The sequence below is a fragment of the Streptomyces sp. HNM0575 genome, assembly GCF_012726265.1.
Lineage (GTDB): Bacteria > Actinomycetota > Actinomycetes > Streptomycetales > Streptomycetaceae > Streptomyces.
The window spans coordinates 76,935-93,125 of record NZ_JAASAG010000003.1; the positions used below are offsets into that span (position 1 = coordinate 76,935).

Below are 16,191 nucleotides of genomic sequence, written 5' to 3' on the forward strand. Positions count from 1 at the left end.
GGCTGTTCGTCACGGGGCCCGGTATTCGCCGAGCTTCTTGTCGGCGGATTTCGCGAACGAGGTGTCGATCAGCTTCTTCACGTCGACCGTCTTCTTGAGCGTCCCCTGCTTCACATAGAACTTCTGGAGCTTGTTCAGATAGGCCGCGTCGAGCCGCTGTTCGGGATCGAGCGCGCAGGGACGGGTCTTCTCGATGAGGGAGACGGGCATCTTCGACTCTTTTGCGATCACCTGGAGGACCTTGCGCTTGTTCTTGCCGTGGAAGAGAGCGTCGTTGTACGCCCGGACTCCCTGCATATAGGCGGTCATGAAGGCCTGGGCGGTGTCGCGGTGTTCGAGGAACTGCTTTCCGTACATCAGGCCCGTGAGGACCTCCCCGTCGCGGGGCGTCCCCTCCGTGAGGTCGGAAGCGGGCTTGACGAGCCCGGCCTCGATTCCCTGGGTGAAGAAGGGCTCCAGCATCACGGCCGCGTCGGCCGAACCGCCGCGCAGCGCTCCGATCTGGTCCGGGGAGAGGATGGGCACGATGTCGAAGTCCTTGAGGGACATTCCGTGCCTGCGCAGCATGTTGCGCAGCATGTAGACCTGGATGGACAGCTTGCTGTGCACGGCTATCTTCTTGCCGCGCAGCGCCTTGAGCGTCTTGTCGAGGCTGGAGCGCTTGTACTCGGACTTCACCGCGAAACGGGTGGAGGAGACGCCGGGCCTGATGCTCTGCTTGTCGCCCACCACGCGCAGATCCAGGCCCCTGTCCACGCCCTGGAACACCCCCGGGGCGAGCGAGGCGCCGGCGACCTCCAGATGACCGGTCGCCAGCGCGTTCGTGATGGCGGGCGCGTCCTTGAGCCGGGTGTACTCCACCTTGATCCCGGCCTTGCGGAAATAGCCGAGGTGATCGGCGAGGAAGATGCCGGCGTCCGCGGTCACCTTCTCCGAGCCGATACGGACGGTGGCGGGCTTGTTCTGCGATCTGTCGAGGGAGCCGCCCGCTGAACCGCCGCAGGCGGCCATCAGCGCGCCCGCGACGGAAAGGGCTGTACAGCGCCACAGAGCTCTTTTCATGGAATGTCCTTCGTCGAGCCGGTGGAGGTGGATCGAAGGGATGGGTGCTTGAACTGCCGGCGGTTCCCGCGGCGTTCGGTGGGACGGATGTCCGGACGCTTACTGCGTTTTGCGGCTGCCTTTGCGGCTGCCTTTACGGCTGCCTTTACGGCTGTGCCTCTACGGCTGGGGGGCCGGCTCGACTCCGGCGGGCTCGTGCGGTTCGTGCGGCTCGTGCCGCTCCTGCGGCGCGGCCGCCGCGGGGGCGGGCTGGAATCTCCCGTAGCGCCCCGCCAGGTACAGCAGCGGCTCCGCGTCGGCCTGGAACCGGGCGTGCACCACGGTCCCGCAGAGGATCCAGTGGTCGCCGCCACGGTGGACGTCCGCCGTCCGGCATTCCAGTACGGCCGAGGTCCCGGCCGCAAGGGTCGGTACCGGCGTGCGTCCCGGGACGATCACGGGTGCCAGCGCACCCAGGTCCTGGTCCCGAGTGGAGAACGCACGCGCCCAGGCGGCCCGGTCGGCGGCGAGGAAGTTGACGCTGAAGCGGCCGGCTTCCCGTACGGTCCGCGTCATTCCCGTCTTGTCGTCGACGGTGACCAGAAGCATGGGCGGACGTCCCGACAGGGAGACCACCGAGGTGCAGGTGATGCCGCGCGTGCCGCCCTGCCCGGTACGGGCCAGCAGCACGGCGACGGGGGAGGCGACCTGCCGGAAGGCATGCCGGAAGAGGCCGTGCTCGACCGCACGGTCGCCGCCCGCGATGCTGGGCGCCCCGCCGTCAGTCATCGTGTTCCTCCGTCCTGCTCAGCCACCAGCCGCACACTCCAGGGCGGCCGGTGAGCCACGGCACGACGTCGCTGCCGCCGATCACCAGCGCGGTGCTGGCCCACTCGGCGCACGCCCCCGTCGACGCGATGACCGTCGCCTGCGTGATGTCGGAACGGGACGGTCTGCCCGTCCGCGGATCGATCAAGTGATGCTGTCCGTCGCCCCAACGGCGCTTCGCCGTACCGCTCGTGGCCACCGCGCCGTCCCTGACGACGAGACCGTCTCCGCCGGGGAGCGAGACGGGCCACCCCTCTCCGGTGGGGCCGGGCCCCCGGCAGGAGACGTCGCCGCCCAGCGAGGCCGCCGCGTCGGGGCCGAGCCAGGTGACCACGTCGTCCGCCCACAGGCCCTTCGCCAGCGCCCCGGCGTCCACCGCGTGCCCGGGGAGCAACCGGGCTTCGCCGCGGCGCAGTTCGAGCACGGACGTGAGCGGGGGCACGGGACGCTGCCGCGAGGGCTGTTCGCCCCAGTCCTCCCCGTCGGCCGGCGGCCAGGAGCTGGCGTAACCGGAGGCGAGCAGACTCGGCAGCACCGCGATGTTGACCAGGCCGTCGCTGACCACGGCGGCGTTCAGCGCGACCCGCAGCACGCGGTGCATCTCCTCGGAGACCGCGGACCACCGTCCGGCTTCGGAGTTGAGCCGCGAGAGCTCGCTGTCCGTACGGAATCGGGAGAAGCGGCGGTCCAGTTCGCGGAGGCGCTCCTCAACGGCAGGGAACGGGACGCCGGGGCGGCCGTTGCACGCGAGGGTCACCTCACAGCCGAAGACGGTGCAGCCGTACCGGGCCACGCCGTCCCTTGGACCGCCGTCCCTCGGATCGCCGTCCCTCGGATCACGGGGCGCCGCCCGGGGCGGCCGGGAGTCCGCGGGCACGGGCTTCCGGAGCGTCGGGGGAGTCATCCGCACCAGCTCCTCTTCCGGTGAGCGTGAGAGCGGCGTTTAACATCCCATTCATGATACGAGTTTTCAAGACTGCGTCACCGATGTTTCGAATCGGCGTTCCCGGAGCGGTCCGTGCAGGCCCAGAGCCTCCCGTGATGCCCGAGAGCAACTGCCGGTGAGCTAGGGCGACTTGAGGGCCGAGTCGCTAGGGCGACTTGAGGGCCGAGGCCGCCGCGTTGCGCACGTGCGCGCACCACAGCTCGCTCGCCCGGGCTGCGTCGCGGGCCTCGACGGCCCGTACCACGTCCTCGATCTCCGCGATGCTCTCCGCGGCACGGCCGGGACGGGAGAGGGAGAGCGAGCGCAGCCGTGCCAGCCGCCCCTGGAGCAGACCGGCCTGTGCCTTGAGCGCCGCGTTGCCCGCGCCCGCGTAGAGCACGTCGTAGAACTCCTCTTTCGCCCGGAGCATCGACGGGGTGTCGGCGGACCGGTGTGCCGACGCCAGTTCGCCCAGCCGCTCCCTGAGCCGTCCGACCGCCTCGTCCGAGGCGCGCTCCGCGAACAGGCGGACGGCGAAGCACTCCAGGGCCTCGCGCAGTTCGTACACGTCGCGTGCCTGCTGCTGCGTCAGTACGGCGACGACGGGCCCCTTGTGCGGAGGGATCTCCAGGAAGCCCTCGGCCTCCAGCTGGCGGCACGCCTCGCGCACCGTGTTGCGGGCGACGTCCAGCCGCTCGCACAACTCCCGCTCCACGAGCCGCTGTCCGGGCGCCAGGGAGCCGTCGACGATCTCCGACCGCAGGGCCTCGACCACCTGCGCCCTCACCGGCGCCACCACGCGAGCGACCTTCACCGGACCTCCTCCTGCCGGGACGAGCGGAAGCGTATCCGAACCCGGCCGTCCAACCGACCCATTGACCAATTGTATTACGATCCCTAGTGTCCAGGGACCGGGAGCCCATCGCAGAGCGCACCGCCTGCATAGGGCGCACCCGTCTCCACGCGTCACAGAAGGGCAGGTCATGTCTTCAGCCACGTCCGTCGGCGCGGACCCGCCGGCCGAGCCTCGCCGCTACGGCCTGTTCATCGACAACAAGCAGGCCGAGCCGGACACCGATGCCTTCGTGGAAGTGACCAACCCGGCCACGGGCGAAGTCTGGGCACGGGTCCCCGACGCCTCCGAGGCCGACGTCGGCCGGGCCGTCGCCAGCGCGCGCCGCGCCTTCGAGGAGGGCGAGTGGCCGAAGTACCGGGCCGCCGACCGCGCGCGCTTCCTGATCCGCTTCGGAGAGGCCGTCGCCGACCACGCCGAGGAGCTCGCGAGGCTCCAGGTCGACGAGAACGGCAAGCTGATGCGTGAGATGGCCGGCCAGGCGGAGCTGATGCCGGAGTACTTCAACTACTACGCGGGACTGGCCCAGTTGCCGACCGGCACCACCAACCCGCTGCACGTCACGGACATGCTCAACTACACGGTGCGCGAGCCACTGGGCGTGGTCGGCGCGATCACGCCGTGGAACTCGCCGCTCCTGCTGCTGGCCTGGAAGCTCGGCCCGGCGCTCGCCGCCGGCAACACGGTCGTCGCGAAGCCCTCCGAGGTGACGCCGGTCTCCACGATCCGCTTCGCCGAACTCGCCGCCGAATGCGGGCTGCCGCCCGGCGTCTTCAACGTCGTCACGGGGCTGGGCACACCCTCGGGCACGGCGCTCACGGGCCACCCGGACGTCGACAAGATCGCGTTCACCGGATCGACCGCCACGGGACAGGCCATCGCCTCCCAGGCGGGCGCGACGCTCAAGCGCGTATCCCTCGAACTGGGCGGCAAGTCACCGAACATCGTCTTCGACGACGCCGACCTCACCAGCGCCGTGAACGGCCTCGTCGCCGGGATCTTCGGCGCCAGCGGGCAGACCTGCATGGCCGGTTCACGCATCCTCGTCCAGGAGAGCGTCTACGACGAGGTCGCCGCCGAGCTGGCCGCACGTGCCGACGCCGTCCGGGTCGGCGATCCGCACGACGGGGGCAGCGAGATGGGGACCATCGCCTCGCGCGCCCAGTACGAGAAGGTGCTCCGCTATATCGACCTCGCCGCCGCGGACGGCGCGAGGCTCGCGGCCGGCGGATCCGCGGCGGCCGTCGAGGGCCTGCCCGAGGGCCTGTTCGTCCGCCCCACGGTCTTCGCGGACGTCACCAACGAGATGCGCATCGCCCAGGAGGAGGTCTTCGGTCCCATCGCGGCCGTCATCCCCTTCCGGGACGAGGCGGAGGCCGTACGCATCGCCAACGACACCCCGTTCGGCCTGGCCGCGGGCGTGTGGACCGGCAGCGTGCAGCGCGCCCACCGGGTCGCCGGGAGGCTGCGGGCGGGCACCGTCTGGGTCAACAACTACCGCAAGACCTCGTACGCGACGCCCTTCGGCGGATTCAAGCAGAGCGGGCTCGGACGCGAGAACGGAGCGGACGCGCTGCGCGAGTACACCGAGGAGAAGAGCGTCTGGGTCGACACCGGGCAGGGAGTGAAGGACCCCTTCAACCCCCGTGCCTGACACGTCCGTTCAACGGTGAACTCGACAGCAGGGGACGTCTGATGAGCACAACGGCCAACCGATCGGAACCGACGCCGCCGCGGCAGAGGACCATCGTCGTCGTCGGTTCCGGAATCGCCGGGCTCTCGGCGGCCGTCTCGGCGGCCGAGGCGCTCGAGGGGACGGAGGAGGCCCGCGTCGTCGTGGTGGAGCGGGCCGAACCGCACGAGGCGGGCGGCAACACCCGCTGGACGTCGGCCTATCTGCGCCTCGACGACGTCTACGAACCGGGCGACTCCTTCGTCGAGGACATCCTCGCCTTCTCCGACGGCCGCACCCCGGCCGAGTACGTGGAGACGCTTCTCGACCGGCTGCCCGAGACGATGGAGTGGATCCAGGGGCACGGCGTGCGGTTCCGCAGGCTCCCCACGTACTTCATCAACAGCAGCCGGCGCCGCCTACAGCCCGTCGGCGGAGGCGAGGCGCTGCTGGCCGCGCTCAGGCCCGCGGCCGAACGGCTCGGCGTGCGGTTCCGCTACGGCACCACCGCGCAGCGCCTCGTGCAGGACGCGCACGGAAGGCTCAGCGGCCTGCTCGTGAGCGGCCCCGACGGCGAGGAGACCATCCCCGCCGACAGCGTGATCATCGCCTCCGGCGGCTTCGAAGGCGACGCGGAGGCGCTCTCCGAGGCGCTCGGGAAGGACACGTCCGGGCTCCTGCCGATCGCCCCCGGCGTCCGGTTCAACAAGGGCGAGGGCATCCGCATGGCCCTCGACGCGGGCGCCGGGCGGGGCGGCCAGTGGGACAACTTCCACGCCGAGCCCGTCGACCCCCGCAGCCCCGATCCGGAAGCACTCGTCATGGTCTTCCCGTACGGGATCCTCGTGAACGAGCGCGGCGAGCGCTTCATCGACGAGGGACGCGGCACCGTCGACGAGACGTACGAGTCCACGGCCCGCACCATCTGGTCCCAGCCCTCGGGCACCGCGTACTTCATCACCGACCGCAGCTTCGAGTCCGTCACCAGCCGCGAACGGGGCCTGCTGACCACCGCCAAGCCCGAGGTCGCCGACAGCCTCGCAGACCTCGCAAGCCGCCTGGGCCTTCCTCCGGAGAAGCTGGAGGAGACCGTGGCCTCCTACAACGCCTCCGTGCAGCAGGGCACTTTCGACTGGCGGCGTCCGGACGGAAAGGGCACCGAGGGGCTCGACCCGCCGAAGAGCAACTGGGCCGTGGAGCTGGCCGATCCGCCGTTCCTGGCCTATCCGGTCGTCTGCGCCATCGTCTTCACCTTCGGCGGACTGGAGACGACGGCGCACGGCGAAGTGGTGGACGAGGCCGGTGCGCCCATGCCCGGGCTGTATGCGGCGGGGGAGTGCACGGGCATCTACCACGGCAAGTACCCCGGAGGCACCTCCGTGCTGCGCGGCATGATCTTCGGCCGCATCGCCGGCCGGCACGCAGCCGGCGCCGCGGCCGGTTCCTGAGAACGCCGGATCACCTGGCGCGTCCGTGTGAGGAGGCTCGCGCGCACCGCGATGCCCCCTTGCCGGGCCGGTCCGCGCCGCGTACGTGTAGTGGCGATGCGGCAGTTCAAGGAGACCGGACAAGGATGAGCAGGAGCGCCACGTGTACCGACTGACCGTCCTCTACGGGCACCCCGAGGACCCTCGGGCCTTCGACGAGTACTACACCAGCACCCACATCCCGCTGGCCAAGAAGATGAAGGGCCTCACCGGCTGGACCATCGGCCACTGCGAGGCCGCGGAGGACGGGGGGAAACCGCCGTACTACATGATCGTCGGGCTCTACGGGGAGTCACGTGAGGCCCTGGAGGCGATGCTGACCAGCCCCGAGGGGCAGGCCACCGTGGCCGACGTGGACAACTTCGCCACCGGCGGCGCGTGGTTCTTCTTCGACGACGAGCAGGTGATCGTCCCGGTCCGGCTGGACCGGGGTGCGTGAAGGGGGCACTTGAAGCGGGACCTGCCCTGAAGGGGGCGCCCGAGGCGAGCACGTGAGGGCCGGGCCCGGCGGGTCCGGCCCTCACGTGCGCGCTCCCGCCGGCCGCCCCGTCTGCGGGGTCAGCGGGCGGCGGGCAGCTCCTGCTGGAAGCGTCCGCCGCCGAAGCCGCGCAGCGCGGTCTCCAGTCCCGCCGCCCGGTCGTGCGTCTTCTCCCTGGCGGGCGAGACGATCGAGTACGTCAACACGCCCTCCCCGGTGCTCAGTTGCTGCGGCACTTCCGTGCCGGCTTCCTTCTCCAGGGCGACCGTCAGGGCGAGTTCGCGCATCCGCTTCTCCCTGGTGTACGTGACGGACGCGATGTCCCGCCAGGGCACCGTCAGCATGTGCCGGCCCTGCCGCACATGGAGTCCGTCCGGTCCCACCCGCAGGGCTCTGGCCCGCAGCAGCGGCAGCGCGGCCCGCAGGTTGAGGAACAGGTACACGAGCGCGCCCAGGAACCCGTACAGGGAGAGCAGGGGGAAGGCTCCGAAGCCGCGCCCGACGAGGAGACAGAGCAGGGCGATCGCCGACGCCCGCACGACCGGCCGTCGCATGCGGCGCCAGAAGACGCCGTAGCCCCATTCCTCGACCTCGAACGCCTGGAGGGCGGCCACCGGTTCCGGCTGCGCCCCGGCGGGCGGCCGGCTCTGGTGCGCGGGCGGCGCGGGCCGCCGTGCCGACGTCCCCGTCGTGGCCGTCGGGCTCAGCGAACCGGCGCGCTGCGGCCCGGTGGTCGCGGCCTCCGCATGCGGACCGCCGCCCGTCGCCTCCGGCGGCAGGTCCGTCCCGGTCTCCTGCGCCGGGCCCGTCCCGGTCTCCTGCGCGGGGAGACGCGGATCGGGGGCCGTCGGCGGCTGCCGGCCGGCGAGGCGCGCGATCAGTTCGTCGGCGGAGGGCCGCTCCTCCGGGGACTTCCGCAGGCAGTCGGCCGCCAACTCCCGCAGACCGTACGGCACTTCGCCGAGTTCGGGCGCCTCGTACACGACGCGGAACAGCAGGGCGTGCGAGGATCCGTCGCCGAACGGTCCCGCGCCGGTCGCGGCGTGCACGAGCAGCGAGCCGAGCGAGAAGACGTCCGAGGGCGGACCCGCGGGCCTGCCCAGCGCCTGCTCGGGCGACATGAAGCCGGGCGTGCCCAGGACGGTCCCGGCCCTGGTCAGATCGGCGCCGACGGAAGTATCCAGGGTCTCCAGCGCTTTGGAGATGCCGAAGTCGATGACCCTGGGGCCGTCGTCGAGGAGCAGGACGTTGGAGGGCTTGAGGTCGCGGTGCACGAGGCCGCCCTTGTGGAACGACGCGAGCGCCTCGGCCAGCCCCATGCCGAGCCGGCGCACCTCGCTCTCGTCCAACGGGCCCTGCTGCCTCACGCGTTCGGCGAGGGAGGGCCCGTCCACGTACTGGCTCGCGATCCACGGCACGGCCGCGTCCGGATCCGCGTCGACCACCTGCGCGGCCCAGAAGCCGCCCGCCCGCATCGCGAGCTTGGCCTCCCGCCGGAACCGGTCGCGGAAACCGGGGGCGGACGCCAGGTCCTCCCGTACGACTTTCACCGCGACCCGCCGCCCTGCCGGTGACTCCCCGAGGAACACCCGGCCCATCCCGCCCGAGCCGAGCCGGAAGGTCAGCCGGTACGGTCCGGCCGTCCGCGGGTCTCCGGCTCTCAGCGGTTCCATCGGGCGCCCCCTCTTCGCTGCGGCCTCGCCTGTCACGCCAGTACGCCACACCCTAGCGACGTCGTCCCCTGGGCCTCACAGGTCCTGGGACTCACAGGCTCCGACGCCCGTGGGCGGACGGGCGGTTGCCGCGGACGCGCGTTCAGCGCCGGACGGCCGTCAACCCGGGCCGTACGTCAGCGACTTGAAGGACTCGGTCTGCCGGCGGATGCCGGTCTCGGTGGGCAGCCGCTCGATCGAGCTGGCCCCGAAGAAGCCCACGACGCCCGACGTGCGGGAGAGCACGTACTGCGCGTCCTCCGGCTCCGCGATGGGACCGCCGTGGCACAGCACCAGGATGCCGGGGTCCACGGCGACGGCGGCGTCCCGCATCGTCTGGATCCGCTCCACGCATTCGTCGAGCGTGAGCGCGGTGTCCGCGCCGATGGTGCCCTTGGTGGTGAGGCCCATGTGCGGGACCAGCACGTCCGCCCCGGCCTGCGCCATGGCGGTCGCCTCCGCCTCGTTGAAGACGTACGGGGCGGTCAGCAGCCCGCGCTCGTGCGCGGCGGCGATCATCTCGACCTCCGCGCCGAAACCCATCCCGGTCTCTTCGAGGTTCTGCCGGAAGACGCCGTCGATCAGTCCCACCGTGGGGAAGTTCTGAACTCCGGCGAAGCCCGCCTCCTTCACCTGGTCGAGGAAGCGGCCCATCACCCGGAACGGGTCGGTCCCGTTCACCCCGGCGAGGACAGGGGTGTCCTTCACCACGGGCAGGACCTCGTCGGCCATCTCCATGACGATCGCGTTCGCGTCGCCGTATGCCAGCAGTCCCGCGAGCGAGCCCCGGCCCGCCATGCGGTAACGGCCGGAGTTGTAGATGATGAGCAGGTCGATGCCGCCCGCCTCCGCCGACTTGGCGGACAGGCCCGTGCCGGCCCCGCCGCCGATGACCGGGCGTCCTTCAGCCGCGGTGGCCCTCAGCCGCCGCAGCGCCGTTTCGCGGTCCAAGGCCGCGCTCCCCTCTGCCGTCGGTTCGGTGCGGTCCGGGTGTCCCGCACTCTCGTACTCGCGTGCCGCATCCTCGCCGGGAGCCCCGGTGCCCTCCCGGGAGCCGTGCCCGTTCCGTGAGGCCGTGCCCGTTCCGGGAGCCGCCCCCGCGCGCGGAGCCGCTCCTTCACGCGGAGTCGGTCCCTCACGCCGCGCCGTCGATCAGCCGGTCGAGCCGCCGGGCCGCGTCCCGCCCGAATCCCGGGGAGTTGATGTGCGCGTCCACCTCGACGATCTCGACCCGCGATCCCGCGAGCGCGTCCCGCAGCGCCGAGAACAGCGCCTCGTCCGCCTCGGCGTCCCGGAACGGGCCGCCGTCCTCGTCGATGCCGCTGAGCCCGCGCAGCGGCAGATGCACGGCGACCGGTCCGCGGGCGGCGGCGAGCTTCGCGCCGATGCGCCGTCCCAACTCGGCGTTCTCCTCAGCGGTGGTCCGCATCAGCGTCACCGCCGGGTTGTGGATCACGAACGTACGGTCCCCGAACTCGGCCGGCACCGATTCGCGCGGCCCGAAGTTGGCCATGTCGAGCGCGCCGAGCGAGACGACCTGCGGCACGCCCTTCAAGGCCGCCGCCTCCAGGCGGTGCGGTCCGGCGCTCAGCACTCCGCCGACCAGGTCGTCGGCGAGCTCCGTGGTCGTCAGGTCGAGCACACCGGCGAGCCGGCCGTCGGTCACGAGCTTCTCCATGGCGCGACCGCCGGCCCCGGTGGCATGGAATACCAGCGGCTCGTAGCCGAGGCGCACCAGCTCTTCACGTGCCTCGTCGACGGCCGGCGTGGTCAGGCCGAACATCGACAGGCCGACGAGCGGCCGCTGGTCGCCCTCGGGCGCGGCGGCGCGGGCCTCGTGCTCCACGGCCATGGCGGACACCGCCGCCGCCGCGTTGCCGAAGATCTGCCGGGAGACGGAGTTGATCCCCGCCACGTCCACAACTGCGTGCATGAGCGTCACGTCCACCTCGCCGACGTACGGCGAGACGTCGCCCGAGGCCATCGTCGAGACCAGCAGCTTCGGCACGCCGACCGGCAGCGCCCGCATCGCGCGGGAGGCTACCGACGAGCCGCCGGAGCCGCCGACGCCGAGCACCCCGTCCAACTGGCCCTTTGCATAGAGCCGCAGGACGATCGCGGCCGCACCGGAGGCCATCACCTCCATCGCCGCGCCGCGGTCGCCGGCTTCGCGGAGCGCCGCGAGGTCGCCGCCTCCGGCGCGCGCGACCTCGGCAGCCGTCACATCCGCACCGGACGCCGGATCCTCCGAGAACGAGCCGACGTCGACGGTCAGGGTCTTCACGCCGTGTGCGAGCACGCGGTCGGAGATCCAGGCGTACTCCTCGCCCTTGGTGTCCAGCGTGCCGATGAGAACGACCGTGGCCATCGTGCGCACCTCCTGCTTTCTGCCCTCGCCCTTCGAACCCTGGCTCATCGAGCCCAGGCTCAAGTCTGCTGCCCCAGGGGGCCTGAGACCTCCGTTCGCGCTCGCGCCGATGACGCGTTCCCCGACGGTGACTTCCTTCGAGGACATCCTTCGGGGACTTCCCTCGAACCGGCCCGTACGAGGAGACCGGTTGCCGCCGTAGGCTGAAACTCGCACATGACGGACAGGAGGTCGAGGTGGCCGAGACGACGACGTCGGACGGGACCACGCTCGCCGGGGTGCTCGCCGAGGTGATGGACGAGCTGGCCGGACTCGAGGACCCGAAGGTCCGCGAGGTGAACGAGAAGCACGGTGACGATCACGGTGTGAACCTCGGCAGGCTGCGAGCTGTGGCGAAGCGGCTGAAGACGCAGCACGAACTCGCCCGCCGGCTCTGGGAGACGGACGACACCGCGGCGCGGCTCCTGGCGATGCTGATCTGCCGCCCCAAGGCGTTCGAGCGTGACGAGCTGGACGCCATGCTGCGCGAGGCCCGCACGCCCAAGGTGCACGACTGGCTCGTGAACTACGTGGTGAAGAAGAGCCCGCACGCCGAGGAACTGCGCCTGGCGTGGCAGGCCGATCCGGATCCGGTGGTCGCGAGTGCGGGCTGGGCGCTGACCACGGAACGCGTGGCCAGAAAACCGGAGGGCCTCGACCTCGCCGGGCTGCTCGACGTCGTCGAGGCGGAGATGAAGGACGCCCCCGACCGTCTTCAGTGGGCGATGAACCACTGCCTGGCCCAGATCGGAATCGAGCACGAGCAGCATCGCGCCCGTGCGCTCGACATCGGTGAGCGCCTGGAGGTCCTCAAGGACTACCCGACTTCGCCGGGTTGCACGTCCCCGTACGCGCCGGTCTGGATCGGCGAGATGGTGCGCCGCCGGAACGACGGGTAACGCGACAAGCGGGACACAGCGGCCGGAACGGACGAGGCGGGTTCCGGGGCGGTTCCAGGGTGATTTCGGGACGCCGGGACGGTGCCGCCGGACGCGGTGCGAGGGCCGCCGAGGCCCGGAACGCGGCGGCCGACCGAACATCCTGCGCCAGAAGCGGAATCTGGGGGGATGGCGCGAAGTGGTCTTGACCAGTGCGGATGAGACACGGCGCCGGAACCCCGGGAAATCCCTGGCGATCCCTTTGCGCCAACTGCTGTTGCACTTGGGACAGTTCTGGCACTCTCTTCCGGGTGACAAGAGAGATCCGGTGTGGGCGCGCCGTAAGAGCGTCCACTGACCAGCCGGTGACGCCACCCCCCATCGCTCTGCGTGGCGTGACCAAGTACTTCAAGACGCCGGAGGGCGGAACCCGGGAGGTCCTGAGGGAGACGGACTTCACCGTTGAACCCGGTGCGTTCACCGCGGTCATCGGGCCCACCGGGTGCGGCAAGTCGACAACGCTGTCAATGATCTGTGGCACGGAGCGGCCCACCACGGGCGAAGTCTTCGTCGACGGACGCCACGTGGACGGGATCGGCGAGAACGTCGGCTTCGTTTTCCAGAACGACGCCGTGTTCCCGTGGAAGACCGTGCTGGGCAATGTGGCCGCGGGGCCCCGCTTCCGCGGCATGGCCCGTAAGGACGCACAGGCGGAGGCCGCCGAGTGGGTGCGGAGGGTGGGCCTCAGCGGGTTCGAGCGCTATCACCCCGCCCAGCTCTCCGGGGGCATGCGGAAGCGGGTCGCTCTCGCCCAGACGCTGATCAACAGGCCGCGTGTGCTGCTCATGGACGAGCCGTTCGCGGGTCTCGACGTTCAGACGCGGCAGATCATGTCGGACGAGCTCCTGACCCTGTGGGAACTGACCAGGCCCACCGTGGTGTTCGTGACGCACGATCTGGAGGAGGCCATCGCGCTGGCCGACAAGGTCGTCGTGATGACGGCCGGTCCGGCCACCGTCAAGGAGGAGTTCGTGATCGACCTCCCCCGGCCCCGCCGCGTACGCGAGATCCGGCACGAGCAGGAGTTCGTCAAGCTGCACGAGCGGATCTGGGAGTCCCTGCGGGACGAGGTGCACGCCGCGTACGACCGAAGTATGAGCGTGGCCTGAAGCCGTCGCGGAGCTTCGGCGCTTCTCCCGCCGGAGGCCGTGTCACCCAGAGCCCCGTCCTCAGCCCAGCCGCCACATCCCCGGCCGGTGTGAGTCGCATCCCCTCATGACGTCCCCCGTCATCCGAGACCCACGCCGTCCCAGCACAACCCGCGCGCCCCAAGAGACCAAGACCAGTCCAGAAGAGGCCCGACCCCGAATGAGTTCCAACGGCCCCCGGCCGAGTGCCGGCATCGCCGACCGTCCCCCGCACATACCCGATTCACGCCCGCACGCCGATCCGGGCGAACGCAAGCCGGCCCGCGTCGGCGGACCGCCGAAGGAGCCGTCCCGCACGCGGAGACGAGTGCTGGTCAACCTGATCCGGGTGTCCGTGCTCGTCGCGTTCACCGCGGCGTGGGAGATACTCGCCGCGACGAAGAGCATCGACACGTTCTACTTCGGCAAACCGTCGGGCATCTGGGCGCGGTTGGTGGACTGGTGGCTGAACGGGACGTCACAGGGGGCCCTGGGGGCGCAGGTCTGGGTGACCCTCCAGGAGACGCTGATGGGTTTCGCCATCGGTGTCGTCCTGGGCGTCGTGTGCGGCATCGCGCTCGGCCGGCTGCGCTTCCTGTCGGACGTCTTCGCCCCGTACATCAAGACGCTGAACTCCATACCGCGCATCGTCTTCGGCTCGGTGTTCATCCTCTGGTTCGGTCTGGGCGTGAGCTCCAAGGTCGCGCTCTCGGTGATGCTGGTGTTCTTCGGAGTCTTCTTCAACGCCTTTCAGGGGGCCCGCGAGGTCGACCGGAACCTGGTCGCCAACGCCCGCATCCTCGGCGCCAGTTCCACCAAGGTGACCACTCAGGTCGTCATTCCGTCCGCACTCAGCTGGATCACGACGAGTCTCCACATCGCGTTCGGTTTCGCCATCACGGGAGCGATCGTCGGTGAACTGCTCGGGGCGAAGCAGGGTCTCGGTCTGCTGATCTACCAGTCGCAGAACAATTTCGATCCCAACGGCGTCTACGCGGGTCTGATCATCACTGCCGCCGTCGCGATGGCGGCAGAAGGCCTCATCACGCTCCTGGAGCGGCGCCTGCTCTGGTGGCAACCGCGTCCGCGAAGGTCCGGCGCGGATCTCTGAACATTTCCGGATGTACACAGCCCTGCCTCAGCGGCGTCCGCGGCAGAGCCATTCACTATGCCCGTTTCAGGAGGGAGAAGACTCAACCCATGAGAATCAACAAGATTGCCGTCATAGCCGTGACCATGGCGATGGCGATGCCACTCGCAGCGTGCGCGGACAAGAAATCCGGTGGTAGCGGCGGCGGTTCGGGAACCGTGACCATCGGACTGTCGAACCAGGAGAACCAGAGCTATCTGCCGCTGATCCTCGCCGACCGTCTGGGGCTCTTCAAAAAGCAGGGCCTCAACGTGAAGCTGAACAACCTCAAGGAGACCAGCCAGGTCAGCAATGCGCTGCTCGCCAACCAGGTGCAGGCGGCCGTGGGCTTCTACGACCACTCACTCGACCTCCAGGCGAAGGGCAAGCAGACCCAGGCGGTGATCCAGCTGTTGCAGGCGCCGGGCATGGTCGCGATGGCCCGCCCGAAGGCCGGGATCGAATCGCCCAAGGACTACAAGGGCAAGACGCTCGGCGTGACGGGCATCGGCTCGTCGACGTCGTATCTCGGCCAGTACCTCGCGGTGCACAACGGCGTGCCGGCCAAGGAGGTCCACCTCGCTGCCGTGGCCGCCGGGCCCACCTTCGTCGGGGCCTTCGAGCACAAGCGGGTGGACGCCGGCGTCACGACCGAGCCGACCGTGTCGACCCTGCTGAAGAAGAAGCTCGGGAAGATCACCGCCGACATGCGCACGGCGGCCGGAACCAAGGCGGCGCTGGGCGGCCCCTACCCGGGGACGGCGATGATGGTCGAGAGCTCGTGGGGGAAGAAGCACGAGGCCACCGTGCAGAAGATGGTCAACGCCCTGTACGAGTCCTTGCAGTGGATCGAGTCGCACTCCGCGAAGGAGATCACCGCCAAGGTGCCGCCGGACTTCTACAAGGGCCCCGGCAAGGAGCAGTACACCCAGGCGCTGGCCAACGAGATGGGCATGTACAACCCGAGCGGTCAGATGCCCACCGACGGTCCGCAGAGCGTGCACCGGGTGCTGTCCACGATCGACAAGGAACTGAAGGGGCACAAGATCGACCTGTCCAAGACCTACACGGACAAGTACGTACAGAAGGCCGCGAAGAGCGTGAAGTCCTCTTCCAAGTAGCGCCCGTACGGGCAGCGGGCACCCGGCGGTCCCACGCGCCGCACATGTCCACGGAGCCGTGAAGGTGCGCGATTTGTGCACCCGCGTACTCGCGTACCTTCACAGGCGCCCTGCGCTCCGCGGCAGGCGCTGATTCCCGGGTGCTGATTCCCGCCCTTTTGACGTCAATACACCCTTGCGTACGAGTGCATGGCGCACGAAGCCCGTGCGCGATTTCGACAGCTCCTGGAGGTGGCCGCGGCGCAGGAATTCTCCAACGTCCTTTCATAAAAAGAGAGATTGCTCGTGCCGGGCCGGGGCCGAGGGTGGTCGCGAGTACGGACATGCGGCGGAACGTCTCCTTCCGTTTGGGAATGCCGCTGCTCCGTGCAAAGCGAATGAACCACCGACCACGGCTGCCGAGTTGCGCGCGGAAGAAGGGCGTGATGCGCGGAGTTCAATTTTTCGTCAAGCGGCCAAACGCCCCCTTTGCT

The 16,191-nt window shown here is 70.1% G+C and carries 14 protein-coding genes; 7 read left to right on the forward strand and 7 right to left on the reverse strand.

Annotated features, from left to right (window positions below):
* Positions 1–9 precede the first annotated feature (9 nt).
* The 4 genes from HCC61_RS08390 to HCC61_RS08405 form a co-directional block, all read right to left on the reverse strand.
* Positions 10–1,062, reverse strand: coding sequence for an ABC transporter substrate-binding protein (locus tag HCC61_RS08390; protein WP_169134680.1), 1,053 nt, complete (start codon positions 1,060–1,062; stop codon positions 10–12).
* Between the two features lie 159 nt (positions 1,063–1,221).
* On the reverse strand, positions 1,222–1,830 hold the full coding sequence (locus HCC61_RS08395) for a flavin reductase family protein (protein ID WP_169134681.1): 609 nt from the start codon (positions 1,828–1,830) through the stop codon (positions 1,222–1,224).
* A complete protein-coding gene (locus HCC61_RS08400; RefSeq protein WP_169134682.1) occupies positions 1,823–2,773 on the reverse strand; it encodes an FAD:protein FMN transferase in 951 nt (316 codons plus the stop codon). The genes HCC61_RS08395 and HCC61_RS08400 overlap by 8 nt, the downstream gene beginning before the upstream one ends.
* 187 nt (positions 2,774–2,960) lie before the next feature.
* The gene (locus tag HCC61_RS08405) at positions 2,961–3,608 is read right to left on the reverse strand and encodes a GntR family transcriptional regulator (protein WP_169134683.1); all 648 of its coding nucleotides are present in this window, start codon (positions 3,606–3,608) and stop codon (positions 2,961–2,963) included.
* Positions 3,609–3,777: 169 nt separating this feature from the next.
* Between HCC61_RS08405 and HCC61_RS08410 the strand changes: the two genes are divergently transcribed.
* The 3 genes from HCC61_RS08410 to HCC61_RS08420 all read left to right on the forward strand — a co-directional run bounded on the left by HCC61_RS08410 (position 3,778) and on the right by HCC61_RS08420 (position 7,245).
* Positions 3,778–5,301, forward strand: coding sequence for an aldehyde dehydrogenase (locus tag HCC61_RS08410; protein ID WP_169134684.1), 1,524 nt, complete (start codon positions 3,778–3,780; stop codon positions 5,299–5,301).
* 41 nt (positions 5,302–5,342) lie between these two features.
* On the forward strand, positions 5,343–6,767 hold the full coding sequence (gene tcuA, locus HCC61_RS08415) for an FAD-dependent tricarballylate dehydrogenase TcuA (RefSeq protein ID WP_169134685.1): 1,425 nt from the start codon (positions 5,343–5,345) through the stop codon (positions 6,765–6,767).
* A 142-nt stretch (positions 6,768–6,909) separates the two neighbouring features.
* Positions 6,910–7,245 carry an EthD family reductase gene (locus tag HCC61_RS08420; RefSeq protein WP_169134686.1) on the forward strand — a complete coding sequence of 112 codons (336 nt, stop codon included), beginning with the start codon at positions 6,910–6,912 and terminating at the stop codon, positions 7,243–7,245.
* A gap of 119 nt (positions 7,246–7,364) precedes the next feature.
* On the opposite strand, the gene HCC61_RS30100 is transcribed toward HCC61_RS08420, so the two are convergent.
* The 3 genes from HCC61_RS30100 to HCC61_RS08435 all read right to left on the reverse strand — a co-directional run bounded on the left by HCC61_RS30100 (position 7,365) and on the right by HCC61_RS08435 (position 11,364).
* The gene (locus HCC61_RS30100) at positions 7,365–8,957 is read right to left on the reverse strand and encodes a serine/threonine-protein kinase (RefSeq protein ID WP_206322278.1); all 1,593 of its coding nucleotides are present in this window, start codon (positions 8,955–8,957) and stop codon (positions 7,365–7,367) included.
* A gap of 159 nt (positions 8,958–9,116) precedes the next feature.
* Positions 9,117–9,947, reverse strand: coding sequence for a phosphoenolpyruvate hydrolase family protein (locus HCC61_RS08430; protein ID WP_169134687.1), 831 nt, complete (start codon positions 9,945–9,947; stop codon positions 9,117–9,119).
* Between the two features lie 184 nt (positions 9,948–10,131).
* Complete coding sequence (locus HCC61_RS08435; protein WP_169135180.1) at positions 10,132–11,364, reverse strand: Tm-1-like ATP-binding domain-containing protein; 1,233 nt, start codon at positions 11,362–11,364, stop codon at positions 10,132–10,134.
* A 293-nt stretch (positions 11,365–11,657) separates the two neighbouring features.
* Here HCC61_RS08435 and HCC61_RS08440 point away from each other — a divergent pair, with 293 nt between their 5' ends.
* The 4 genes from HCC61_RS08440 (at position 11,658) to HCC61_RS08455 (ending at position 15,718) form a co-directional block, all read left to right on the forward strand.
* Complete coding sequence (locus HCC61_RS08440; protein WP_169135181.1) at positions 11,658–12,302, forward strand: DNA alkylation repair protein; 645 nt, start codon at positions 11,658–11,660, stop codon at positions 12,300–12,302.
* 374 nt (positions 12,303–12,676) lie between these two features.
* A complete protein-coding gene (locus HCC61_RS08445) occupies positions 12,677–13,450 on the forward strand; it encodes an ABC transporter ATP-binding protein (protein ID WP_346777091.1) in 774 nt (257 codons plus the stop codon).
* 199 nt (positions 13,451–13,649) lie between these two features.
* Complete coding sequence (locus HCC61_RS08450) at positions 13,650–14,579, forward strand: ABC transporter permease (RefSeq protein WP_169134688.1); 930 nt, start codon at positions 13,650–13,652, stop codon at positions 14,577–14,579.
* Between the two features lie 89 nt (positions 14,580–14,668).
* Complete coding sequence (locus tag HCC61_RS08455) at positions 14,669–15,718, forward strand: ABC transporter substrate-binding protein (RefSeq protein ID WP_169134689.1); 1,050 nt, start codon at positions 14,669–14,671, stop codon at positions 15,716–15,718.
* Positions 15,719–16,191: the final 473 nt, after the last annotated feature.